A 24,878-nucleotide genomic window follows, 5' to 3' on the forward strand; every position below is an offset into this window, starting at 1 on the left:
CTTCGACTCCGCGTCCCAAAAACGGGACGCTCCGCTCAGGATGACGCTTTAGTGGCGAGATAGAACGATATTAAAGACTACGAATAAACCAATTGAGGTATGGCTAACTGAAGCCATACCTCAAGCACCTACTCCTGCCGAAACCTATACCCGACATAATTCTCAGTAAGAAGATACTGCGGCGCAGCAGGATCATCCTCGATCTTCTTCCGCAACTGGCTAATGTAGGTCCGCAGATACTCCCGCTCGCCGCCATACTCCGACCCCCAGATCGTCTTCAACAGACGATTATGCGCGAGCGGCTTTCCCGCATGCTGCATCAGCAGATGCAGCAGCTCGAACTCCTTGGGCGTCATGTGCAACTCTTCATCGCGCTTCGTAACGCGATGCGTAACCGGATCGATTGCCACATCGCCAATCTGTATCGCGCGTGTATCTTCTCCTACCGGAGTGCGCACCCGGCGAACAGCCGCGCGAATGCGTGCTGCCAGCTCAGACAACTGGAAGGGCTTGGTGACATAGTCGTCAGCACCGGCGTCCAGTGCGAGCACTTTATCTTCTTCCTTGTCGCGAACGGTCAACACGATAATAGGCAGCCGGGGATAGGCTTCCCGCATCTTGTGACAGGTTGCCATGCCTCCGATACCCGGCATATTCAGATCGAGCAGCACGACGTCATAAGCGGTCTTGCGCAGCTCCAGCAGACCGTTCTCTCCATTGGAGGCATCGGCCACAGTAAATCCAAGGGCCTGCAGTGTGCTGTGCAAACTGTGCCTTAGAGCAGAATCATCTTCAACGATTAATACCGAGCCTTGTGTCACTGGCTTCTCCTTTATGCAGATAACGAAATAGAAAGACCTTTAGCGGGGAGCGAGATAGAGAAGGTAGTTCCCGTATCGCGCTCGCTCTCCACCCATAGCTCACCACCATGCGCTTCGACCGCTCGCAATGCGACGGAAAGCCCAATTCCCGTCCCAGGTGCCCGATGCTCCACATCCTGGCTGCGATAGAAGCGCCGGAAGATCAAAGCCCGTTCTTCCACTGGAATGTACGAGCCGTCATTGTGAATCGAAAGAATCACGGAGCCTCCATCCGCCTTCGCGGACAACTCAATGGCAGAGGCTGCCGGGCTATACTTCAGCGCGTTCTCGAGAATCTGGGCCAGGGCCATACTGAGCAACTCACGATCCCCTTCAATAGCCAGCCCCTCTTCAAAGTGCGTATGAAGCCGCTCGGTATCGAACTCGGAGCCCAGCTCTTCGATCGTCGCCTGCAGCAGCGCACGCAACTCCAGTGGCTTTCGGTGCAGCTTCATCTCACCAACATCAAGCCTGGAGGTACGAAGCAACTTATTGGTAAGGCTCGACAGCCGGGACGCCTGCCCTTCGATGAGATCGACGAGTTCGATCTGGACCGGCGTAAGTCCGCCGATCTCGGACAGTCCCGCACTCGAAATGGCAATCGTCGTCAGCGGTGTCTTCACCGCGTGCGCCAGCCCATCGAGCACCGCCGAACGAAGCTGTTCGGAGAGCTTTTCAGACTCGGCCACAACCTCTGCTTTGAGCGCGCGAGCCCTTTCCAGCGCGGAGGCCATCAGCGTGCCGATCGCGCTGGCCATCAGCGGATCGATCAAGTCTCCACGCAACAGCACCGCCCCGACCGGGCGTGTTCCGGAACGCAGCACACGAATCGCTTCTTTCCTGCTTTCGGAATCGACATCCCGGTCTGCCAACAAGGCCGCTCTCAGAGACTCGGAGGCCCCTTCGGCATCGCCAGTCCAGGCAAAGCGTTCTCCATGAGCCTCCCAGAGACCGACACCGTCAAGATGAAAGCACTGCTGCACCAGCATGCTGAGATGGATGCCGACGGACTCTCTCCAGTCCAGGAGCAACATGCGTTGCAATAACTCATAGAGCGCCAATTGCTGCTCATCGTGACGCTGTAAGGCCCGGTCCGTCCGCCTCACCGTATGGGAAAGATAGCTTACCAGCAGCGACACGCAGATGAATGTGGCGAGGGCCGTGATGTTCTCTGGCGAGGCGACGCGAAGCGTAAAGAGCGGCTCCGAAAAAAACAGGTCCAGGCTCACCGTAGCGCAGATCGATACCACCATGGCTGCGCGAAACCCGACTCGCCACGCCACCAGGAGCGTCAGCAGCATATAGAGCGGAATCATGGTCGCGAGACCCAACGTATGCCGAACGTTGATAGCCCCGAACGCAACAACCAATACGCAGGCTGCGAGTGTGGCAATGACGGATCTGAGGCGAACGGACAAAGTATCTCCTCTATAAGGATAGATAAATATGCCTAAAGAAGGCATGAAGCTGTTATTCGGCGATCTTCATCAGCTCACCCCTGCAAATCATCCTCCGGATAGCAAAACAAAATGGCGAAGCCCCTAGGCTTCGCCATTTTATGCTTCGGTAACGAACCACGTCAGAAACTCAACTGCAACGACATCTGAATCTGGCGCGCGCTGCCGATGGTGTGGGTGACAGAACCGAGACTAAAGGGGCAATTATAGAAACCCGTGTTGCTGGCATTGCAGGATGTAGGTAGAACCGGGGTCCCAGCGACCGGGAATCCATTGTAGTTCTGGTTCTGCGACACCTCGTTGCCAGGAACATCGAAGCTGCTGGTGTTGGTGAGGTTGTAGACATCGAACGTGTACTTGAGGCTGTAACGATCCGTAATGCTGGTGACCTTGACCAGGGAGGCGTCCGCGCGCTTCTGAAAGGCCTGGCGGAAGATATTGCGTTGTCCGGTAGTGAAGTTCGTTTCGTAAGGATCGGAGGCGGGGATAGCACCATTCAACCCTCCTGCGGGCAGTACCGGGATAGCGAAGCAGGAGGTCTTGAGAGCAAAGTCTCCAAACGCTCCGGAGAGACCGGTCTTGGCATTCTTCGGCGTACAGCCAGGAGCCAGCGGCACAATGGGGTTGGTAATGCCGTCGCTGACACCGTAGTAAACACTGCCGATGGCACCGCTGAAATCGATGACGCTATAGGGCTGGCCGCTCTGTAGCACGGTAAGGCCGACCAGCGACCAGCCATTTTCCAGGTAGCCTTTAGCAGTGAACTTGGTAGCAAAATCCGGCAGCTTGTAAACGTAATTGAAGTTGATGACATGGGTGCGGTCAAAGTCGGACGAAGCGTATCCGTCCCGCAGGTTGAGTGGGTTATTGCCGTTATAGAAGAGCCCCAGGCCGCTCTGTTCGTCGAGCGCGTGGGAGTAGGTGTAAGACGCAGCGACCTGCAGGCCGTGGCTCATGCGCTTTTCAATGTGGGCCGTCAGCGCGTTATAGGCATCGACGCCAGCGGCCTTATAGTCGATCGATTCCGCCGCGTAGCCGATATAAGGAACGCGATGGTCGACGTTGCCTCCCTCATAATCGGTGTCGTAGCTGCTGCCATTATTCAGCGTAGCTCCGCCTACGTTGTAACCGTAGGAGAGGGTTTCACCATGAATGGGGCTAGTAGGCGAGGCAATTCCCGGCTGGTTGAACGGAACAGGAATGACCTGATGGCGCCCAAGATTGCCAACGTAGCCAAGCTCGATAGCCAGATCGTTGCGTGGCTGCCATTGAACGTCCAGCGTGTAGTTATAGGTATAGGGCAGCTTGTTGCCACGATCATAAACGCCCAGCGAGATAGGCCGCCCTCCGTTGTTAATCTCCCCCAGGTTCGGCAGGTACTTACTCAGGTCAGAGGCCTTGGGATTGGAAGGGGCCGCGGACTGAACATTCGTATAAGGATTAGCCAGGTTACCGGTTGCCGCCGTAGGCGTCTGGTTCGGAGGGGAGAAGGGATCGTTCGTATTACCCGGCCCCAGGTTATTCGCGCCGCAGGTAGGAATGTAACCGTCGTAGAGAGTATTGTTCGGGCAGCTCTGCGCAGTTACAAAAGGCAACTGCTGATTGACGCCGAAGGGGCCACCCGTAACGGTGCCGATCGCATATCCAGGCGAGAAGTAGCTGAACAGCTCGCCACGGTCGTAGTACATGCCAAAGCCGCTACGAATAACGACTTTGTTATGGAACATCTCGGGCTGCCAGGCTGCCCCGATACGCGGACCAATCCCCCATTGGCGGCCAGTAAGAGTCGTTGGACTTACGCCTGAAGTACCGTTCGCATTGTTACCGGCGATGATGAAGCCGGGCTGCGTGATCACGTCCGCTACCGCGTTGTACTGATAGGCGTTCGGATCGTTGGGATGGCTGGCATCGGGGAAATCGAAGTTGAAGATGCGCCCCTGCTTCTCCGTTAGTCCACCGTCCCAATCGTAGCGCACACCGGCCGTCAAGCTGAGAGTCGGCGTGACCTGGAACTTGTCCTGCACGTAGCTTCCGATCTGGTTCGCCCGATAGTAACGGCTGGCATCGCCCTGCAGAAAAGAGCTGACATAGAAGCTCGTAGAAGAGCTGCCAGGAGTGACGTAGCCCTGCGCAAACGCACTCAGGTCATCCGTGGCGACGGTACCTGTACCCGTACGCTTGTCGATGGTGTTGAGTTGGGTATAGCTGTAGCTGGTTCCGAAGCTGACCGTGTGTTTGCCGATCGTCCAGATCGCGTTACCGGTAGGCTGCAAGCGGTTCTGAAAGACACCCGTGTTCGACGATTGCCCTTCCGCATTGGGACCGATGTTCAGGATGCCCGTGCCGGAGAGACCGGCGTTGGCTGCAGCGCTGCCCAATACATTCACGATCGAAACACCGGGAAAGTAGTTCGAACCAAATTCGTTGATGGAGACATTACCCTCCGAACCGCCGGGGATAGCGCTCGGACCGAAGGGCTGCTCGTTGTCGCCCCAGGTCTTCTCGCGCAGAAAACCCAGTGTCTCTGTCGTACTCAGGTTGGACTTCACCAGGTAGGTGTTGACGATGGAGAAGACCTGCGCGCCGGAGTCGAGGTGCTCGGTGAAGCCGGGAACATTGGAGTAGGAATAGGGCGCGAGCGTGGGATCGTGCTGATAGTAGTACTTCAGCGCGATCGTGTCCTTGGTCGTGGCGTTGTAGTCGAGGTTCGCGACCAGCATGTCCGCCTTGAAGCGGCCGGTTCCCGGCAAGAAGGCGTTGAAGGGATGCGTCGGAGACAGACTTGCCGATCCGGTGTCATTGGGGATGAGCCACTTACCAGGCTCTCCGGGCAATGCGGGCGAGTTGAAAAGAGCCAGGGCTGTCCGATCGATATTGCCGGCACTAAGAGTCTGGTTGGCATCTGGAAATTGTGCGTTCACGATGCTTGCAAAGCCTGAGGCGCTGCGAGTGCTGTCGGAGAGCCCGACAGGGACGTTCATGAAGGAGTCGCCGATCTCCTGATCGGAGACATGCAGATGCTGGTAGGAGAGAAAGCCGAAGAGCTTGTCCTTGAGGATGGGACCACCGAACGTACCGCCGACAAGATAGCGGTGCAGCTCGGGGTTCTTCAGGTTGTCGGGAACATCCATATCGTTCTTGAAGAAGAAGGGAGCGGCATTGATCCAGTTCGTGCCGCGACGGCCATAGAGCGTGCCGTGATAGGTGTTCGTGCCGGAGGCGGTGCTCAGGTCGATGTGCGCACCGGAGGTAGAACCCTGCTGCGCGTCGTACATCGAAGCGTTGACACGAACCTCCGCGATTGTCTCAGGAGCCGGAGTAGGAATAGCATTACCGATCGAAAGGTAGATAGAGGCTGCGGATTGAATGACGCCAGCCGCGCCATTGCTGGTAGAAACGCCCGTGCTGTTGATCACGCGAGCCGAACCCACCTGGCTGGTGCTCTTGCCGTTGAACAGGCTGCTGGCGTCGACGCCATTCAACGAGAAGCTGTTGCTCGTATCGCGCTGGCCATTGGCCCAGATGGGAGCGTTGCCCAGGCCGGAGTTCGCACCCGTACCGCCCGCAAGTTCGGAGTTAACTCCGGGCGAAAGAATCGCCACTCCGGTAAAGCTGCCCGTCGGCAGTGGAATCGCTTCAATCTGCGACTTGTCAAGCACATAGCCGTTCGTGGTGTCGGTCGCATTCAGCAGCGGATTGACATCGACGGTTACGGAATCCGATACAGCTCCCACCGCAAGCTGCGCCGGAAGGGTGATCGTACGGTCAGCCTGGACCAGGATGCCGGGATATCTCTGGCTCGAAAAACCGTCGCGCGTAAACGTCAGAGTGTACTTACCGATAGGCAGGTCATTCAATGTGTAGGAACCTTGCGCGCTGGACTGTGCGGTACGGGTAAGCTTCGTATCGTCCGAAACAGCCTTCACCTGCACCCCAGGTACGACGCTTCCCGAAGGATCGGTCACGGTTCCAACGATCCCTCCGAGAGTCTGCTGCGCTCGCGCAACAAGCGGCGCAAGCAGGAAGAGACAGAAAGTGGAAAGAGCAAAGGCCGCGGCCATTCTGCGTAGGGAGAGCAAGGTGTTACCTCCTGGGAAGAACCTACGGGAGAGCTGCAAAGAAGAAACACGTATCGCATGCAGCCCAGCGGCCGTCGTTCTGAAACTCGTTTCCGGTGCAATCGGTATGTCTGAAAACGGAGGGACAGCCCTCTGTATTCCGGGGTTGTACGTTCTAGTTTCGACGGCAGATACAACTCCGCGCCGTGCCTCAAGGACACTTACTGAGCAATTCGACTAAATGCAAAAATGCATTTGATCGAATGGTTAAGTTCGAAGCCAGATACTGGATGAGGGCAGCAGATTGCGTCCCATGAATTGTTGCGATGACCAAAGAATAACCGAGAATTCATCTCAGGCCAATAGGAATATGCTTTTCGACGCTCCAGGGTGTGTCATCCAACTGCTGTTCGAGATAAAGACAAGGTCTGCTCACTTTGCGCCTACATCCACACAAGATGGAGTGTAGAAGCTCAAACAGCCACGGGTATAAGCCCCAAAGGGGCGATATATCCCAGCCCAGGGTGAGGCGACTCACGAGCGTTCTTTGCTCGCCGTGTCGCCGTAACCCTGGGTTGGGAGCCCAGTGAAGGTAGAGCCCTGTAGGGGCGATCTATCGCTGTTGCACGATAGGTCGCGCTTACAGCGCTCAATCTAATTTGCCACTTGCCCCAAGGTTCCGGCACCCCGGCGAGGATAAAACACTCGCTGCGCATGCCTCCACCCTGGGCTGGTATAGGTCGCCCCTTCGGGGCTTATACCCGTGACTGTTTGAACATTTCCTCTCCCTTTTGTATTTCTGTAGGCACGAAATGGGTCGGCCAATCTTTATCTCAAATAGCAATGTCGAATTAGGTGACACACCCTACGCTTCACGCTTGCTGATTCCATACCAGGCCATCGCTAACACCAGGTACACAAGGTAGATGTAAGGAAAATAACGCTGTGGCGCAGGCGGCACGGGAAAGATATTCCAGAGTAGTGCGGCAATCATCGCCACTGTGGCAACGGCGGCGAGCAAACCTGACCCCACGCTCAGACGCTGCTCTCGCCGCAGATGCACGGCGAGCGCAATCGCCGCCAACGTGTATGCCGTAAGAAAGCCAAAGACGGCGAGCGTGCCCATCCAGCCATAGATATCGGCGCCGCTGGCTCCTCGATGGGCGAGCACTCCTACAGGCACAAAGGCGAGTACTGCCGCAAGAATACTGGCCATACCAGGCGTCTCGTTCCGGGCATGCGTGACTCCGAACCGGCTATGCGCCAGGCCGTGATGAGCCATCAACAGCAGAACGCGCGAAGCGGCGATAACGCAAGCCAGCGTCGCCGCCAGCATGCTAACGAGCACGCCCGCATCGATGATCGGGCCAACAAACCTGACACCAGCCTGCGCGGAGAGGTAGTGAAAGGGCGCGGCGCTGGCATCCAGCGTGGTGGAGGCTCCGTGGAATCCAAGCACCTCACCATACGCGCAGACAATGAAGAATAAGCCCGCCAGCAGAGCACTTTGGATCACAGCGCGAGGAATCGTCTTCAGAGGTTCGCGGGCCTCCGCACCAAGGGTCGTTGCACTCTCGAAGCCTACGAAGCTGAAGATCGCCAGCATGACGCCCATCCTTACCTGCGGCGCTGAAACTCCTCGGAGGCGGACCTGCGACATGTCAAAATGCAGACCATGCTTCCACAGCGTAATACCGACGACGAAGGTAATCAGGCATACCGAGATCGCCTCGATCCAGAGCATCAGCTCCGCCGATACCTTTACATCGCGGTACGCGACCGCCATCGCTCCACCCGCCGCCACCAGCGAAAGCAGCACAGGAGACACATGCAGATGGTATTCATCGAGAAAGATGTAGGCGTAGTTGAGGAAGCCTCCGATGACCGATGACGCAGTCATCACATACGCAAAGAACAGTGCCCATGCGGTAAGCGCACTCCACGCCGGAGAAAGCGACGAGCGCGTATAGCTATACAGCGAACCGGGTGAAGCCGACTCTCGCGCAAAACTCGCCACGCACATGGCAACCAGTACGATTGCAGCCAGAGCGATCAGATAGGCAAGCCCCGTACCCGCCCCACACAATCCGAAGACCAGCGGCACTGTAAGCGTAGGTGTCGTGCTGGGTGCAATCAGAGAGATGGACTGCGCCAGGGTTTCGAGCGGCGAGAGTACCTGCTGCCGCAACCCATACGAGGGCGAGGCCGCTGTCTCCGGACCGTCGCTGATCGTCGCGACCGTGGAAGAATCCATCGTTCAACCTCGCAGGTAGAAGTTCGGTTAAGGACCCAGATAACTGGGCCGGTGTAACCGGCTGGATGATTCGTGTGGATTCAGCATAGCGCAGTTTTTGCTGCGGCCTGTTCTTGGCTGTCGCTTGTTCCGCTGTTGTTTGTTTTTGCCGTTGCTTGTTCTTGTGGTTGCTTGTTCTTCGTCGTCATCCTGAGCCGTAGGCGAAGGACCCCCGCATTGGGCGAGGCACAACTGCGCTGCGGTGGCGAGACCTGGAAGGGCGACAATCTCTGCCTCAGCTATGCTCCCTTGATCTGTGGCTTCCCATATCGCTACTGGTGATCCAAAATGCGGGGGTCCTTCGCATACGGCTCAGGATGACGACGAAAAACAAACAACAGCAAAACTTAGAAGCTCTAACCCTGCTGCGCGTTCGCAAGCCTCGCCGCCCAGACACACGCCGGTCGCGACACCGTCTCACCCGTCTTCTCCAGGGTCGCAAGCTGAACAGCGAAGTTCCCCAGGGTCGAGCACTCCGTCCCAGCCCGCAGCACCTCAAGTCCCGTAGCCTCCGCCGTCAGCCGATTCAGAAACTCATTCTGGCTTCCACCACCCATAAGGTAGAGCCGCCGAAAGCGCTTGCCCGTAATCTCCGCCACGCTGTGCAGCACATGCGCATAACGCGCCGCCAGACTGTAGAAGAGAAACGAAGCCATCTCCGCCGCATCCTTCACATCCACACTCAACTCCGCCAACCCGCGCCGGCGAAGCTGCGCGTTGATGCGCTCCGGCATATGGCCTTGCAGCATCAGGTCAGGGTCGTCCACATCCAGCACATACTCACGAGGGCCGAACGCCGTCGAAGCCTCCACCAGTACCGGCAGATCAAGCGTCGTGCCCTTTGCGCTCCAGCTCTCGATGCACTGGCGCAGAAGCCACATGCCGTTCACGTTCTTATGGAAGCAGATCGTTCCATCGACGCCGCCCAGGTTGGTGAAGTTCTCTTCCCGCGCGGCAGCCGAATTTACAGGAGCCTCCAACTGCGCTCCCACCAGCGACCACGTACCCGAACTGATGTAAGCCCAGTCATCGCCTGGGTCAGGAATCGCCGCAATCGCCGAAGCCGTATCGTGACACGCCGGAGCGATCAGACGCGTGTTCTCAAACGCCGGCAGCATGGCCAACTCGCCCTGCACTTTTCCGATATCGGTTCCCGGAGGAACAATCGGAGGCGCATCCGCGATCGTCTGCCCAAGCACGCCAAAGATCTCACTCGACCACTCGCCATCGAGGCCCACCATCTGCGTATGCGTCGCGTTCGTACGCTCCGAGACCGCCCGGCCGCCAAGCCGATGCAGAACATACTCCGGCAGGTTAAGCCAGCAGTGTTTCTTCTTCTCTACATCGTCGGCAAACATCTGGTAGACGCTGTTGATGCGCAGCAGCTGCAAGCCCGTGATCTCGCGCATCCGCTCAGCGGAGAGACGTTCATGCAACACCGGCTCAGCCGCAACCGTACGTTCATCGCGATAACAAAAGGGATCGGCAATAGCCGTGCCCTGGTCGTCCAGCCGCACATAGTCCACGGCCCAACCGTCAACAGCGATCGACCGTACCCCTTCGGTCGCGATCTCCGCGCACTGGCGCAGACCGGCGTAGAGCCCTTCGAGGATCATCCCGAGATCCCACCGCAGACCATCCGCGCGTTCAACAGCGTGGTTCGCAAAGCGATGGACAAGCTGGATCCGGGGCCCCTGCTCCAGCCAGCGCAGTAACGATACGCGGCAACTCTCTGCTCCTAGATCGATGGCAACCAGAGCCCGTCGGTCGTTTGGAACCGGAAGAGGAAGAGTTGCCGCTGTACCGTCCACGCTCATCGCAGATAAGCCTCGGTCAGGCCGCCGTCCACCGGGATCAGGTGGCCCGTCGTCACCGGAGCCTTCGGGCCGCCAACAAACAGGATCGCCTCAGCGCAGTCCTTCGGATCGATGGGCACATGCGTCAGCGTACGCTTGGCGTAGAACGCCGCCAGCAGGTTGCGAATCTCGTCATCGCTGCCGCTCTCATCGAACGGAATTCCATACTTCGTGAGCGACGCCTTCACACGGTCGCGCGGGAACATCGTCGATCCCTTGACCACCGTCGCCGGACTGATGCCGTTCACGCGCAGCAGCGGCGAGTACGTAATCGCCAACTCGCGCACCAGGTGGCTCAGCGCCGCCTTGCTCACGTCATAGGCCTCGGAGCCGCGCTTGGCCACAACTGCATTGGCCGAGCTCGTCAGCACCACGCTGCCCGGAATTCCCTGCGCCTTGAAGACCTTCTGCGCTTCATCGGTGAGCAGGTAGTTCGCCGTGACATTAATCTCCAGCGTCACACCCCACTGCGCGTCCGTGATAATGCCGTCGGGCGAGGTCGGGAAGATGGCAGCGGTATTGACCAGGATGTCGATGCCGCCAAAGGCCGCAATCGTCGCGTCCAGCGCGCTCTTGATCGCATCGCGCTTGCGAATGTCGATCACTGCTGCCACCGCGCATTCTTTGCCACCGATAGCTTTGGCCTCGTCCGCAACCTTCTGCGCGGCTTCAAGCGAAAGGTCCGCAACAACGATGTGCGCGCCGCGTTCCGCAGCCAGCAAGACGGTCTCACGCCCAATCCCGCTCGCTCCGCCGACGACCAACACCACGCGCCGGCTCAGTTCCTTCTCCGGAGGCTGACGGCGAATCTTCGCCTCTTCCAGCGCCCAGTACTCGATACGGAAGGCCTCGCTCGGCGGAAGCGCTACGTAGTTCTCATGCACGCTGAACGCCGAAGTCGGCGCACAGCCTGCCTGCGGCAGCTCCGAGGGCAGCTTGCCCTCGTCCATACTGCCCGCGCCTTCCATTACATGGATGGCGTTGATATAGAACTCACCCGTAATGCGCGACTCTGCCTTGTTCTTGCCGAAGCTGAACATGCCGACGCCCGGCACCAGTACCACCGTCGGGCTGGCATCGCGCATGGCCGGAGATTCCGGCGTCGCATGGGCCTTGTAGTACTCCGCATACTCGGCGCGATAGGTTTCGAGGGCCTCATCCAGCTTGGCCTCGAGATCGGTAATGCTCCCCGTCGGATTCCAGTCGATAAATAGCGGACGAATCTTCGTGCGAATGAAGTGGTCCGGGCAGCTCGTGCCGAGATGCGCCAACTGCTTCGCCGAGTTCGAGTTCACAAATGCGAGCACATCCGGCGCATCCGTAAAGCTGCCGATGACCCGCTGCTTTGCCGAGACACGGCCGCGAATCGCAGGCATCAACTGCACCGCAAGACTCTTCCGCTCATCATGCGATGAGTACCTCGCGCCGCTAAAGCTCGGTCCCTTCTTCGCTGCGTGTTCCTGAATAAATTGTCCGAGCTGATCGATGATCGTGATCGTGTTCAGGTAGCTCTCGCGCTGCGTCTGTCCCCACGTAAACAAACCGTGTCCGCCGAGCACAACACCGTCGCAGCCGGGCGTAGCCGCCACGGCCTTCTGCAGCATCATCGCCAGCTCAAAGCCGGGACGCTGCCACGGCACCCAGACCATCTTGTGGCCGAAGCGCTGATTGAACTCTTCCATCTTCTCCTTGCCGTTGGCCGAGGCAGCCAGGGCAATCGCCCAGTCGGGGTGCAGATGGTCCACATGCGGCGCGGGCAGAAAGCCATGCAGCGGCGTGTCGATCGAAGCCGCCGTCGGATTGTTGTTGAACGTGCAGAGCGGATACATCGAAACGATCTCGTCTTCGAACTCAACGCCCTTGTAGCTCTTGGCCAGCGACAGCACCTTGTCGAGGTACAGCGTCGCAAAGCCGGAACGCTTGATGCTGCCCAGATCGCCGCCAGATCCCTTGACCCAGAGCACCGTCTTCTTCTGCCCGTCGAGCGGGTCAGTCTCTTCGATCTTCGAGCTCGTGTTTCCCCCACCAAAGTTCGTCAGTCGCAGGTCGGAGCCCAGCAGATTCGAGCGGTAGCGCAACAACTCTGGAGCGTCGAGCTTGGAAGCTACGGCTTCATCCCAGCGGTCTTCGAGAAAGTGGAGTTTGTTCGAGGTCGTCATTCTGATATCGGTTCCTGTGGTGGGTCTCGCGCCAGTTTCGCGGCGTAATGATGATTACACACCAACTATCAATAGAACAACTATTTCTATAGGGGTATTTATCCGATCCTCACAGAACAGATTCAATCTGCTTTTGCCTTTCTTGTTTGTCTTTCTTTTGTCATTCCCGCAGGGAATCTGTTTTTCGTTTCGGAGAGGCAAGGCTTTGGCCACGAGGGCGAATGCCAGGATCTGCTATCAAACTGTTTTATGGAGTGAAGGGTGCAAACAGTTTGTTGAGGCACAAACCGGGAGGGCCTGGCTTCAGCCAGGCCACCAAGGCATCGCCCAAAGGTTCCTTCCTCTCTGCCGAAGGCCGGAGTGAAGGCGTAGCCGCAACGACTGAATTGCCTTCTTTAGCCATGGCGAGACAAGCTGCCCTAGACTTATCCCTGAATTGCTTTCGTAGAAGCCAAACCGCAGCTCAGAAACTCGTAGCGGGAGGACCGAAGTCCTCCCGCTCAAGAGCGTGCCACTCCAGCCAGCAGATTCCCTGCGGGAATGACAGAAAGAAAAACAAAGGCAGCCACATGGGCTATGGCAAAAATTGCCAGGCTACGACGTCTTCCGCGCCGCGCCCTGCTTCAGCTTCTGGCTACGCTTCGGCGCGGATTTATTCTCGCCACCAGCATGCGAAGCCGCAGCCGCCACGGTAAGCCCCGCATCCGCCTCCAGCACACGCCCGGCACGGTCCGCCGTAATCGCCCGATGCTCCACATAGTTGTACGGAGCCACCGTCTCACCGCGCAGCAACGCCAGGCCAAGGTCAATCAACCTCGGACCGTAGAGCCCCACCTCATGGGAGATCGAAGCAATCGCCGGGCTTCCCGGCCGTTGCATCTCGATCACCATCTCCTCCAGGCAATCCTGTCCCACAATGGCCACGTGCTTCTCGCGGTCCAGATCGCGAACGGCTGCGATAGCGCCCATCGCGCTCGTATCGTTCGCCGCCGCAATCAGGATGTGCTTGTCCTTCGGGTGGCGCTTCAAAAAGTCGAGGACCACCTTGTAACTGATGTCGCGCATTCCCCTGCCATCGATCCGCACAAAGCATTCGACGGGCAGATTGGGCAGCCGCGTCTTCACGCCCTCAAACGCCCCGGTAATGCGGCTCTGCACCAGTTGTCCGGCCTCCGCAAGATCAAGCCCTACCATCCAGTCAATCTCCCCGTCCCAGCGCTGCTGCGCAAACTCCGCCAGCACCCCACCCGCTTCGCGACCCGCACGATAGTTGTCGATGCCCAGGTACGTCGCATGAGGATGCGGAATATCGACTGCAATCAGGGGTATCTTCGCCTCGGCGATCTTGTCGGCAATAATCGGCGCGGCGTGCTCGTCCACCTGGAACTCGATGATGACATCGACGCGCTCGCGGATGAACGTCTCCGCATTCTCGATGGCCGTCTCCGCGTTGTAGCGGTTGTCCAGCACCAGCAGGTCGACGCCGACCGCCGCAGCCGCCTCGCGCAGGCTTACGGTCACGGCTTCGGAAAACGGCATCTCCGCACTCTGGCTGCCGAAGCCGAAGCGCAGCTTCTTGGGCCGTGCGATGTGCCGATAGTGCCGGTCCGCCGTCTGCCCAACGTAGCCCCGATGCACCAGGGTCTTCAGAATTCGATAGACCGTCGTCTTCGAGATCTTGGTACGCTTGTGGATCGTCTCCAGCACCATCGGCTGGTTTTCATTCTGCAGAAGCTCAAGGATATCGAGAGCCTTGGTGAGTACGGGGATCAGGTACAGCCGCTTGGTCTTCGTCTTGGGCGCCATTACAACCTCTTTAGGACTAGTTAGAAACCTACGCGTCCATTATCGGCAAGGAGCGCCAATTCCCCTAATGAATTCGTGCGGCCTCAAGATGAAATTGCAATTTTGCGGCCCCTCATTCGGCACTCTACGCCCTTGACAAGGGTCTCAGGCGTATGAGCTTCCGCCCCCGGCATTTTTCTCCCTGCGCTCTTCGGTGGTGCGCTCGACATAGCGGCTCTCGCGCAGGGCAGCCAGCGGATGAGCGGGCAGACCGCGCGCCTCACGCCACTCCGCCAGCAGCGGACGCACATCCTGCCAGAACGCCCCGCGGAAGGCCTCTTCCGCATCGACCAGGCTGCAGCTGTCCTGCAGCTTGGCCAGCGTGTCCTGATCCACCAGAGAAGCCTTCGCGTAGAGTTCCTGTGCCGTGACGACAGTCTGCACCATCGCCTCCACCTTGCCCTTCAGATTGTGGCTCTGGTCGATCATGAACGCCGGAGACTTGAACGCCCCGCCCTTGCTCTGCTCGAACAGAATCTCGTGGAAGATACGGAAGATCTGGTACGGGTCGATCGAGCCCAGCGTCAGGTCGTCATCCGCATACTTGCGGTCGTTGAAATGGAACCCACCCAGCGCATTCAGTTCGATCAGCCACGCGACAATCTGCTCGATGTTCGTGCCCTGGTAGTGGTGGCCCGTGTCGACCAGCACCTTCGCCTGCGGCCCGGCGCTGCGTGCGAGCTCAAGCGCCATGCCCCAATCGGCGATGTCAGTGTGATAGAAAGCCGGCTCAAAGGGCTTGTACTCCACCAGCATGATCTGTCCCGGCGCGAGTGCCGCATGGGTCTTCGCAAGAGCTTCCTTCATCCAGCCGATACGACGGCGCATGCTCTGCGTACCGGGGTAGTTCGATCCGTCGGACACCCACATGGAGACCTCAGCGGCTCCCAGGGCCTTGCCGATCGCGACCGAGTCCAGCAGATGAGCGGTGGCCTTCGCACGAACCTCCGCACTCGGGTTACAGATGGAGCCGTACTTGTACTCGGCCTCCTGGAACAGGTTCGGATTGATCGACCCCGCACGGATGCCGGTCTTCTCGACCAGCGACTGGATCTTCGGAGCGTCGGCCACGCCGTTCGGCAGGTCCCACAGCACATGCAGCGCCAGCGTCGGCGTAACCCCCGTCAGCCGATGGACCTCGGCGGCGTCGGCAAACTTCTCTTCGATATTGGTGGCCGCCGCGGCCTGGATGTACTTGCCGAAGCGCGTCCCCGTATTGGCAAAGCCCCAGGAGGGAATCTCAATGGCGAATGTATCGAGTGCGCGAAACACCCGCTCTTTGATTGGATCGGTTGGCATGGAGCGATTCACCTCGGGCTGACGCAAAAGCGGGCCTTCTTCTCAAACGGAACTATAATACGTATTGAAACTTTTTGGCAGGAGAAATGCTACGTACTTTCTTTTACTCCCTCAAAAAGCTCCCTTCAATAGGAAAATTGTTTCTTATCGATCTCCCTATCAGTTAGGATAGCTGCGCCACCGGAAGTTGTCGAAATTCAATCGCCGGAACGTGCGTTCGAGGTCAACGTGGGACCGAATCCCTTTATCGGCGTCATCTTTCACTGGCTTGGCGGTCTCTGCTCAGCCAGCAATTTCATACCGTTTCGCGGCATTAAACGCTGGTCGTGGGAGATCTACTGGATCATCCAGGGTGTTGCCGCCTGGCTGATCGCCCCTCCGCTGCTGGCCTCCATCTTTGTTCCTCACCTCTTTCGGGTGCTGCACGCCGCACCGGCTTCGAGCATCGGCTGGGCGATCTTCTGGGGCATTCTCTGGGGCGTCGGCGGCCTGACCTTCGGCCTGGCGATTCGCTACCTGGGCCTGGGCCTGGGCTATGCTATCGCGCTGGGCTTCTGCACGGCCTTCGGGACCCTGATCCCGCCCATCTTTCACGGCCAGATGCACACCATTATCAGCGAGCGCTCCGGACAGGTGATCCTGTGCGGTGTAGCGATGTGCATCCTCGCCATCGCTGTCAGCGGAGCCGCCGGCTACTCCAAGGAACAGGAGATCAGCGAAGAGGACAAGGCCGCCGCCGGGGAACGCGACTTCTCCTTCGTCAAGGGCCTCGTCATCGCGATCTTCGCGGGCATCATGAGCTCCTTCTTCGCCTTCGGCCTTGACGCCGGCAAGCCGATCGCCGACATCGCCCGCACCGAACTGGTTGCCGCGGGCAGCACCGATCTCTGGTCCAACCTTCCCGTCCTGATCGTCGTCCTCTGGGGAGGCTTCGTTACCAACCTCATCTGGTCGGCGATCCTGATCGTTCGCAACCGCTCCATCGGCCAGTTCGCCGGCGAACCCGGCGACAACCCCATGGGCACCGCCGTCGTCACCGGCGAGACGCTGCAGGACATCGACCCCCGCCACCTCACCCAGCGCATCAGCAGCAGCGTCCTCACGCGCAACTACCTGCTGGCGGCCGCTGCCGGTGTGATCTGGTACTTCCAGTTCTTCTTCTACTCCATGGGCACCACCAAGATGGGCAAGTACGACTTCGCCAGTTGGACGCTGCACATGGCGAGTATCATCATCTTCGCGAACCTGTGGGGCATCGCCCTGAAAGAGTGGAAGGACACCAGCCTGCGCACGCGCCTGCTGGTCGGCTGCGGACTCGCTCTCCTTATTGGTTCGACGGTCGTGGTCGGTTATGGAAGTTATCTCAAGGTAAGTTGAGAATAGCGACCGGGTAAAAATTACCTCTGCCACGGCCACGGCCTTTGCTGTTGTCTTTGCCTTTCTGGTTGTCATTCCCGAAGGGAATCTGCTTTTGCTTCTGCTTCTGCTTCTGCTTCTGCTTCTGCTTTTGCTCTTGCTTTTCTGGTTTGTCATTCCGAGCGGAGCGAGTGAACCTGCTTCCTCCCGTTCTTCGCCCAAACCGCCCGAAAGCTACAGGCAACAACCAGAAGAGCTTCACATAACATTGCTGGCACCACCAAAGAGATTAGAATCTCTTTGAAAACTGTTTTTCGCTCCTGATATACGCTCCATGGAGGAGTTCCCTGCGTATCGCGCTCTTTGTCGCCTGCTATAACGACACGCTATTCCCTCAAACCGGAATCGCCGTCACCCATGTGATCGAACGCCTGGGCCACACCGTCGAGTTTCCCGTGCAGCAAACCTGCTGCGGGCAGATGCACTACAACACCGGCTACCATCGCGAGGCCGTGCCCCTCGTCCGCCGCTTCGTCGAAATGTTCCGCGATGCCGAAGCCGTCTGCGTTCCCTCGGCCTCCTGCGTGGCCATGATGCGAGAGCACTACGTGATGATGGCCGAAGCCGAAAACGATCCCGCCTTCCTCGCGGACGTCCACAGCCTGCTGCCACGCGTCTTCGAGTTCTCCGAACTGCTCGTCAACCGGCTCGGCATTGAAGACGTCGGCGCGACCTTCCCGCACAGCGTCACCTATCACCCTTCCTGCCACTCGCTCCGCATGCTGCACGTAGGCGATGCCCCCGTAAAGCTGCTGCGCTCCGTCCGCGGCCTTAATCTTCTGGAGCTTCCCAACAAAGAACAGTGCTGCGGTTTCGGCGGCACCTTTGCGGTAAAGAACCCCGACGTCTCCGTCGCCATGCTCACAGAAAAAGACGCCTGCGTCGTGCAGACCGGCGCGGAGATCGTGACGGCGCTCGACAACTCCTGCCTGATGCAGATCTACGGCGGCCTCCATCGCTCCGGCTCGAAGGTCCGCACGATGCACCTGGCCGAGATCCTCGAGTCCATCGAGCCCACGGGAGGCCTAGCGTGAGCGTCATCGTCGGCAAAACCTCCCAAGCGCCCGACTTCCCCATCGCCGCAAAGTCCGCGCTCAAGAACGACCAGCTTCGCCGCAACGTGGCCCATGCCACCAACGTCATCCGTAACAAGCGCGCGCTGCGCGTAGAAGAGATGCCCGACTGGGAAGACCTCCGCCAGGCCGGCAGCGACATCAAGGCGCACACCCTCGCGCACCTCGACCACTACCTCGAAGAGTTCGCCCGCAACTGCGAGTTGGCCGGAGGCAAGGTCCACTGGGCGCGCGACGCCGACGAAGCCAACAGCATCGCGATCAACCTCATCCGTCACTACGGCGGCACGGAGCCCGGCCTCGAAGTCATCAAGGTCAAGACGATGACCTCCGACGAAGTGCAGATGAACCACGCGCTCGAAGCCGCGGGCATCAAGCCCATCGAGACCGACCTCGCCGACATGATCGTGCAGCTCGGCCACGACGAGCCCTCGCACATCGTCGTTCCGGCACTGCACAAGAACCGTGTCGAGATCCGCGACATCTTCCGCAAGCAGATGGGCCTCCCCGAACTCACCGAGCAGCCCGAAGACCTGACCAACGCGGCTCGCCACTATCTGCGCGACCGCTTTCTGCGCGCAAAGATCGGTATCAGCGGAGCGAACTTCGCCATCGCCGCCACCGGCTCGGTCGGCGTCGTCGAGTCCGAAGGCAACGGCCGCATGTGCGTCACGCTGCCCGAGGTGCTCATCACGCTGATCGGCATCGAGAAGGTCCTCCCGACCTTCGCCGACCTCGAAGTCATCCTGCAGACGCTTCCCCGCTCCGCCACCGGCGAGCGCATGAATCCCTACAACTCCATCTGGACCGGGGTCACTCCGGGCGACGGCCCGCAGGCCTTTCACGTCATCCTGCTCGACAACGGCCGCACCAGGCTTCTCGAAGACGAGATCGAACGCGAGACCCTCGCCTGCATCCGCTGCGGAGCCTGCCTCAACGCCTGCCCGGTCTATCGCGAGACCGGCGGCCACGCCTACGGCTCCATCTACTCCGGCCCCATCGGCGCGATTCTCTCGCCGCAGTTGCAGTCGCTGGAACACTCTCGTTCCCTGCCCTTTGCGTCTACTCTCTGCGGTGCCTGCTACGAGGTCTGCCCGGTAAAGATCAACATCCCCGAGGTGCTGATCCATCTCCGCGGACGCGTCGTTCGCGAAGACCAGAAGACGCTCGGCGGCAAGCTCTCCGCCGAGAACATCGCGATGCAAACCGTCGCAACGGTCTTCCAGGATCATCGCCGCTACGAGGCCGCGCAGCGCCTCGCACGCATCGGCCAGACAATCTTCAAACGCGACGGCCAGCTCACCAACCTGCCCGGCATGGCCGGCGGCTGGACACGCTCACGCGACCTGCGCCCCATCCCTAAACAGAGCTTCCGCGACTGGTGGAAAGCACGCGATAAAAATGGAGAGGAAACACGCGAAAAGAAAGCCGAGGAAAGAGCATGACCGCCCGCGAAGAGATTCTTGCCCGCGTCCGTTCCGCACTGCACACCGCGCCCTCCGACCCTGTCGCCGCGCACGCCCGCCTCTCTCACACCTACAACCGCATCGGAAAGCTCAGCCGCGAAGCCTGCCTGGAACTCTTCATCGACCGGCTCGTCGACTACGACAGCGAGATCCTCCAGGTCACCGCCGAATCCGAGATACCGCAAGCCATCGCAAAAGCCCTGCAGCACGCGGACGAGCACCGCGCCCTCGTCGCCCCTGTATTCCCCGCTGCCTGTCTTCCCCCAGGCTTCGAGTTCAAGCTCGACAATGCTCTCCCCACCTCCGAGATCGAAGGCGTTGCAGCCGTCGTCACCACCTGCGAGGCCGCCGTCGCCGCGACCGGCACAATCATCCTGGTACACGACGGCGCCCAGGGCCGCCGCGTCATCACGCTCATGCCCGACCACCACATCTGCCTCGTACACCGCGACCAGGTCTTCGAGCTTCTGCCTGAAGCGATGACCGCCATCGCAGGCAGAACCACCAAGCCCATCACCACGATCTCCGGACCATCGGCGACCTCCGACATCGAGATGACACGCATCCGCGGCGTCCACGGTCCACGCCGGTTGACCGTCATCCTCTACGGCTAAAACAACGCAACCGAGCGACCCAATATCGACTCGCCACGCAACGACAGTACCCACGCCTCAGGAGAACAATCCCTTGCAACGTTACGCCCAGGTCATCCAACTCCGCGCCGAAGACGAAGCCGAATACATTCGCTACCACGCCGACGTCTGGCCCGGTGTACTTGAAAGAATTGCGGACTGCGGCATTCGCAACTACAGCATCTTCCTGCGCAACGGCGTGTTATTCGCCTACTTCGAGTACCACGGCACCGATTACGAAGCCGACATGCTCAAGATGGCAGCCGACCCCGAAACCCAACGCTGGTGGAAGATCATGGACCCCATGCAGGCCCAGATGCCCGATGCCCTGCCGGGCGAGAAGTGGTCACCGTTGCGCGAGGTATTTCACTTCGACGGGCCACCGGTGAAGTAGCGAGGCTGTCAGGAGACTTCTAGCCCTTCCATCACTAAACCCTCGAACGGATCACTTAAGAAGCTGACTTATCAGGATTTATGGGCTGCTGAGTATCCTAATCTTTATTTTGAGGACCTACCTACCTTTCATGACCTGTGGAAGTCTATGAAGACATACTTTCGCGTTGCCGAAGCGGAAGGGAAAGATTGATCTACACTTCCCGGCGAATTTTCGAAGGTTTCAGTTTCGGACTCGATTTCCGTTTTGCAGATTGCACCTTTCAAATTGAGGTTTGTGAATGAAAACTCTTGTTGCGCTTTCGCTGATCCTCGCGTGGTCTAGTGCTGTCGCTCAGACCCAAGCTCCACCTTCTCGCGCCGAGCAAGAAGCCAACGTGGAATTCCAATTTGGGCAGTTAGAGGAGATTGCCATGTGCCACCATGCAATCAAAGCCGCTCGTCATGACGGATTAGCCTTAGGGCAGAACCCTTACTATCGGTACATCCTCAACTCTCCGCAAAAGGGTCACGACGAAAATGTTTACCCGATTCCCGCGCGCTGCAAAAATCTTGAGACGCAGTGGGTTCTCGACTACGCCCAGTTGAGCCAGAAGTTCAAGGACATGCAAGATTCAACCATTCAGACACAGATTCAGATGACAATTCCCGAGATTTCAGCCGACGCACAATTCATGACCGTAGTCATCAACAAGATGGAGCTTGAGGGCTCCAAGGCAACGTTTTTGGATAACCGAGACAAAGACACACCATAGGCCCAGCATTGTCTCCCCCACGTACGGGGGACAATGGTCATGCGTTTTATGCAGCAGTCTAAAGAAACAATAATATTGCTGGACTGATGGGGGTCCCCGTTGTCTGGTGGCCGGACAGAGCGAACTGGAATCAGAACACCAGATGTCGGCGTTTAGCTTGGGACCAACAACATCGCGTTCGGCTGCTTATACGGCCAGGATAGCAACCCGCCGCAGCACGTCAACGCTAGTTGTCCCCAAGGCTGGAGCGCCACTGGAAGGTTCTTTCAGGAAGAACGTAGCGTCGATTTCTAGTATCGATAAATGTGATGGTCGCCTGTAGAGGTTCACCATGAGTCCCAATCGGCGGCACTACGTTCGTAAAGAATTGTTTTCGGTTCGAGCGTCCTCCCAAATGAATAGAAGGAATGGAGACTGTTTCGCTGCCGTTAACGGAAGCCTGAACCAACACACACGCCGAAGCTCCGTAATGAATTGAAAAGAAAGCCCACCCCGACAGATAAATAGCCGGTTGACCGTCGACCGTATCCTCTCCCCAAAAGCTTTCTTCCCATACCGCTTCGAGACACGGTGCAGGAACGCGAATTGCGTTCATTTCCCTTTGGTGCGTGTTGATAAGGTCCATCGTCTCTTGCCGCTGTGTCTCGCTGGCACTCACAGCCTCAGTCTCCAGAGTCTGGCTCTTCCTGCGTTCCTCATTGAGTGCCGTACGTGAGCGCCAGTACAAACAGGAGATGCAGCCAGCCGCAACCAGGACAACCAAAACGACCCAAGCTGAAACCGGCGCGAACCAGAGGTTCTTGATTCCAGCGAAGGTAACGACTGTCCGCATCGGAACATTGGTCAGCCACGCAGCCACAGGGATGAGGACAAGTCCCCACACGAGTGTCACGATACTCGGAATAACCCATAGTTCCTTGTTCTTTTGATTCACCGCGCCAGTTTACCTCGCATCAGTGGGACTTACGCACAAGCGCGATGATTGAAATGACTCTTTGGAGTGACGCAAAGCCCCTTCCAAGCGTACCGAGAAACGCGCTTGCCGTCAGCAACCAATCACTGACGACAAGCCGCCCTACGAGAACCAATCTGGGCCAACTCAGCATCATTCCGTTACGACAGGCTGCCAAAGCTCGGCACGATTTCCTTCCGGGTCGATGATCCAGCCGAACTTTCCGAAGTCATAGCTTTCGCGTTTTGGATCGACCGTGACGCCTTCCTCTATCAAACGGTCCAGCACTACCTCCAGATCATCCACCTGCAGATTGATCATCGCTTTCTGTGCCGAAGCACGAATCGGAAGGGCATGGCTTCAGCCATGCCGAACAAGTTGGTGAGCAGATCTCTTCCTCTCTGCCGAAGGCTGAAGCGAAGGCATAGCCGGAGCGACTGAATTGCTTTCCTCCGTGCTGCCAAGACTCTGTAGGGCTCGCCGGAGTGGGATTTGTGGCTCGGGTGGCGGTTTCGCCACAACCAAAGAAAGCAATTCAGTCGTTGCGGCTACGCCTTCGCTCCAGCCTTCGGCAGAGAGGTAGACTCCTTCAGAGCGACTTTTATGGCATAGCTGAAGCTATGCCCTTCCGCAACTTGCCTCAACAAACTGGTTACACAGTTCGATTTCGTTCCAGAAAGAATTTGATGACACGCCCTGGGCCTCCCGTCACTAAATCTTCTAACAGATCACTTCCCAAAAGCCGACTTTCTATGAGCAGGTCACTAGTGTCAAGGGATTGTTCTTTATTTTTTCCTTCATAGGGCTTTTGCTTTTGTTGTTGCTCTTGGTTTCGTTGCTCTCCACCGTGTTTCTATTCGCACTCTTGATGAGCTGTCTTCATGCAAGCTCGGTGCCTGTTGGGGTTCGAGAGGAGAGTCGATGCTGCCATTTATCGGTCGGCCTCGAAGGCCGAAGTCGGCTCGCAGTCATCGGAACACGGTGTCGTCGCAACGGGTGAACATGTTGATCCCTCAAGCAGCTTGTTCGTAGAACGGCATATACGTAGCTTGGGTGCTCCAGAGATGATGAAGCAACACCGCAAGCTTGCGGGCCACGGCAACGACGGCCTTACTTCTGGCCTGCTTGCCACCTCGGGCGGCTAGGCGCAGGCCCCACTGTCGTAAGGCCGAGTCTCGTCCGTGCGGTCGAAGGATGTGATTGGAGCACTCGATTAGCAGACTTCGGAGATAGGCGTTACCGGCGTGGGTGATGCCGAGCTGCGGATCATGATCTCCAGACTGACTTCGACGCGGTCGCAGGCCCAGATAGCACCCAACGTCGCGACTTCGTCCGAACCGCTCTTTGCTTCCGAGCGTCAACACGAAGGTTAGGGCGGTGAGATGACCGACGCCGTGAACCTTCAGCAGCGCCTGCGTCTCCGGATACTCGGTCTGGCCGAGGTGTTGGATCTGCCGGTCGTACAGCTTGATCTTTACTGTCATCTCCGCGATCTGCTGAAGTACCGGACCGAGCGCCTGTGCCAGTCCAGGCGGCATAACGGCCAGGCTGCGCTGGGCGAAGCACGTTGTGGCGGAAGCAGGCATACGGTAGCCACACGACTTCGTCAGACCACGAACGGCGTTCACCGCTGCCGTGCGCAGCCGCACCAGCAAAGCCCGCGCACGGATCAGTGTGAGAGCCTCCTGCTGTGCGACAGTTCGGTGGGCGATCGGCCGGAGTATGTTCGGATCAAGCCGGGCATAACGCGCCAGCTTCTCAGCATCGACCTGATCGCTCTTCCGGTCACTGTGCGAGATCGCCCGCAACTCGCGAACGTTCGCCACGATGACTTCGTGACCTAGTTCCTGCAACTGTGCGCTGATCCAGATCGAGTGTGTTCCAGCCTCCATCGCAACCCGCGCTGGAGCCACGTCGGTGAACCACTTCTCGATCGCCTTCGGGGTAGTTCTGAAGCGGCCACGGTCGACCACTTCTCCGTCCTGGTTCAGGGTGCAGTAATGGCTCCAGACGTCGCCAAGGTCGATGCCGATCGTGATCTCAACCTTGGCCTGTCTGCGTGGGACTTCAGCGATGAGGTGCTGCGCTGGCTTCTTCATGGGAACAGTCTGCTCCTCCTTCGGAGGACCTGCTCATCCCATTTATCGGTACCGATTAGCCGTGTGCAGGAAGGAATCCGGCGGAAGTGATAGTGCGGCGGCTGGCATGCCATGCTGCACCGTCGGACACCGCCGTATTCTACGAGGAACTTCGGGTGACGCTAGCTACAGCCCGCACCGTTCCGTCCCTCGCACAAAACAGGTAAGCGTCTCTTTGAACCTCAGCATGGAAGGCGGCAGCTTGGTCGCCGGCAGCGCGTGAGGA

General features: G+C 58.5%; 17 protein-coding genes. 6 read left to right on the forward strand and 11 right to left on the reverse strand.

The window, feature by feature from the left end:
- Positions 1-128: 128 nt before the first annotated feature.
- From HDF15_RS26260 to HDF15_RS15235, 8 genes are all read right to left on the reverse strand, one after another.
- The gene (locus HDF15_RS26260; protein ID WP_014264345.1) at positions 129-821 is read right to left on the reverse strand and encodes a response regulator transcription factor; all 693 of its coding nucleotides are present in this window, start codon (positions 819-821) and stop codon (positions 129-131) included.
- A gap of 11 nt (positions 822-832) precedes the next feature.
- Positions 833-2,278, reverse strand: coding sequence for an ATP-binding protein (locus HDF15_RS15205; RefSeq protein WP_184256980.1), 1,446 nt, complete (start codon positions 2,276-2,278; stop codon positions 833-835).
- Positions 2,279-2,439: 161 nt separating this feature from the next.
- Positions 2,440-6,396, reverse strand: a complete 3,957-nt coding sequence (locus HDF15_RS15210) for a carboxypeptidase-like regulatory domain-containing protein (protein WP_184256982.1) — start codon at positions 6,394-6,396, stop codon at positions 2,440-2,442.
- An 844-nt stretch (positions 6,397-7,240) separates the two neighbouring features.
- Complete coding sequence (locus HDF15_RS15215) at positions 7,241-8,629, reverse strand: APC family permease (protein WP_184256984.1); 1,389 nt, start codon at positions 8,627-8,629, stop codon at positions 7,241-7,243.
- 395 nt (positions 8,630-9,024) lie between these two features.
- The gene (locus tag HDF15_RS15220; RefSeq protein ID WP_184256986.1) at positions 9,025-10,485 is read right to left on the reverse strand and encodes a rhamnulokinase family protein; all 1,461 of its coding nucleotides are present in this window, start codon (positions 10,483-10,485) and stop codon (positions 9,025-9,027) included.
- On the reverse strand, positions 10,482-12,683 hold the full coding sequence (locus HDF15_RS15225) for a bifunctional rhamnulose-1-phosphate aldolase/short-chain dehydrogenase (protein WP_184256988.1): 2,202 nt from the start codon (positions 12,681-12,683) through the stop codon (positions 10,482-10,484). Before HDF15_RS15225 ends, HDF15_RS15220 begins: the two co-directional genes overlap by 4 nt.
- Positions 12,684-13,277: 594 nt before the next feature.
- Complete coding sequence (locus tag HDF15_RS15230) at positions 13,278-14,489, reverse strand: substrate-binding domain-containing protein (protein WP_184256990.1); 1,212 nt, start codon at positions 14,487-14,489, stop codon at positions 13,278-13,280.
- Between the two features lie 144 nt (positions 14,490-14,633).
- Entirely contained in the window at positions 14,634-15,827 is a 1,194-nt protein-coding gene (locus HDF15_RS15235) for a TIM barrel protein (RefSeq protein ID WP_184256992.1), read from the reverse strand.
- 228 nt (positions 15,828-16,055) lie between these two features.
- On the opposite strand from HDF15_RS15235, the gene HDF15_RS15240 reads away from it, so the two are divergent.
- The 6 genes from HDF15_RS15240 to HDF15_RS15265 all read left to right on the forward strand — a co-directional run bounded on the left by HDF15_RS15240 (position 16,056) and on the right by HDF15_RS15265 (position 21,562).
- Positions 16,056-17,204, forward strand: a complete 1,149-nt coding sequence (locus tag HDF15_RS15240) for an L-rhamnose/proton symporter RhaT (RefSeq protein ID WP_184256994.1) — start codon at positions 16,056-16,058, stop codon at positions 17,202-17,204.
- Positions 17,205-17,530: 326 nt separating this feature from the next.
- On the forward strand, positions 17,531-18,277 hold the full coding sequence (locus tag HDF15_RS15245) for a (Fe-S)-binding protein (RefSeq protein ID WP_184257035.1): 747 nt from the start codon (positions 17,531-17,533) through the stop codon (positions 18,275-18,277).
- Positions 18,274-19,761, forward strand: a complete 1,488-nt coding sequence (locus HDF15_RS15250; RefSeq protein WP_184256996.1) for a LutB/LldF family L-lactate oxidation iron-sulfur protein — start codon at positions 18,274-18,276, stop codon at positions 19,759-19,761. The genes HDF15_RS15245 and HDF15_RS15250 overlap by 4 nt, the downstream gene beginning before the upstream one ends.
- Positions 19,758-20,396 (forward strand): LUD domain-containing protein, encoded by a 639-nt coding sequence (locus tag HDF15_RS15255; protein ID WP_184256998.1) that lies wholly within the window; start codon positions 19,758-19,760, stop codon positions 20,394-20,396. Before HDF15_RS15250 ends, HDF15_RS15255 begins: the two co-directional genes overlap by 4 nt.
- 73 nt (positions 20,397-20,469) lie before the next feature.
- Positions 20,470-20,808, forward strand: coding sequence for an L-rhamnose mutarotase (locus HDF15_RS15260; protein ID WP_184257000.1), 339 nt, complete (start codon positions 20,470-20,472; stop codon positions 20,806-20,808).
- A gap of 280 nt (positions 20,809-21,088) precedes the next feature.
- On the forward strand, positions 21,089-21,562 hold the full coding sequence (locus tag HDF15_RS15265) for a hypothetical protein (protein ID WP_184257002.1): 474 nt from the start codon (positions 21,089-21,091) through the stop codon (positions 21,560-21,562).
- Between the two features lie 226 nt (positions 21,563-21,788).
- Here the strand turns inward: HDF15_RS15265 and HDF15_RS15270 are convergent, their stop codons facing one another.
- The 3 genes from HDF15_RS15270 to HDF15_RS15280 all read right to left on the reverse strand — a co-directional run bounded on the left by HDF15_RS15270 (position 21,789) and on the right by HDF15_RS15280 (position 24,613).
- Entirely contained in the window at positions 21,789-22,220 is a 432-nt protein-coding gene (locus HDF15_RS15270) for a hypothetical protein (protein WP_184257004.1), read from the reverse strand.
- Positions 22,221-22,667: 447 nt separating this feature from the next.
- The gene (locus tag HDF15_RS15275; protein ID WP_184257006.1) at positions 22,668-22,835 is read right to left on the reverse strand and encodes a VOC family protein; all 168 of its coding nucleotides are present in this window, start codon (positions 22,833-22,835) and stop codon (positions 22,668-22,670) included.
- Positions 22,836-23,527: 692 nt separating this feature from the next.
- On the reverse strand, positions 23,528-24,613 hold the full coding sequence (locus tag HDF15_RS15280; RefSeq protein ID WP_184257008.1) for an IS110 family transposase: 1,086 nt from the start codon (positions 24,611-24,613) through the stop codon (positions 23,528-23,530).
- Between the last annotated feature and the right edge of the window lie 265 nt (positions 24,614-24,878).

Source organism: Granulicella mallensis (assembly GCF_014203225.1).
Lineage (GTDB): Bacteria > Acidobacteriota > Terriglobia > Terriglobales > Acidobacteriaceae > Granulicella > Granulicella mallensis_A.

Coding starts and splice junctions, on each gene's coding strand:
- HDF15_RS15280 (WP_184257008.1), bottom strand. CDS start 24,613: ATGAAGAAGCCAGCGCAGCACCTCATCGCTGAAGTCCCACGCAGACAG.
- HDF15_RS15235 (WP_184256992.1), bottom strand. CDS start 15,827: ATGCCAACCGATCCAATCAAAGAGCGGGTGTTTCGCGCACTCGATACA.
- HDF15_RS15275 (WP_184257006.1), bottom strand. CDS start 22,835: ATGATCAATCTGCAGGTGGATGATCTGGAGGTAGTGCTGGACCGTTTG.
- HDF15_RS15265 (WP_184257002.1), top strand. CDS start 21,089: ATGAAAACTCTTGTTGCGCTTTCGCTGATCCTCGCGTGGTCTAGTGCT.
- HDF15_RS15220 (WP_184256986.1), bottom strand. CDS start 10,485: ATGAGCGTGGACGGTACAGCGGCAACTCTTCCTCTTCCGGTTCCAAAC.
- HDF15_RS15215 (WP_184256984.1), bottom strand. CDS start 8,629: ATGGATTCTTCCACGGTCGCGACGATCAGCGACGGTCCGGAGACAGCG.
- HDF15_RS15255 (WP_184256998.1), top strand. CDS start 19,758: ATGACCGCCCGCGAAGAGATTCTTGCCCGCGTCCGTTCCGCACTGCAC.
- HDF15_RS15225 (WP_184256988.1), bottom strand. CDS start 12,683: ATGACGACCTCGAACAAACTCCACTTTCTCGAAGACCGCTGGGATGAA.
- HDF15_RS15230 (WP_184256990.1), bottom strand. CDS start 14,489: ATGGCGCCCAAGACGAAGACCAAGCGGCTGTACCTGATCCCCGTACTC.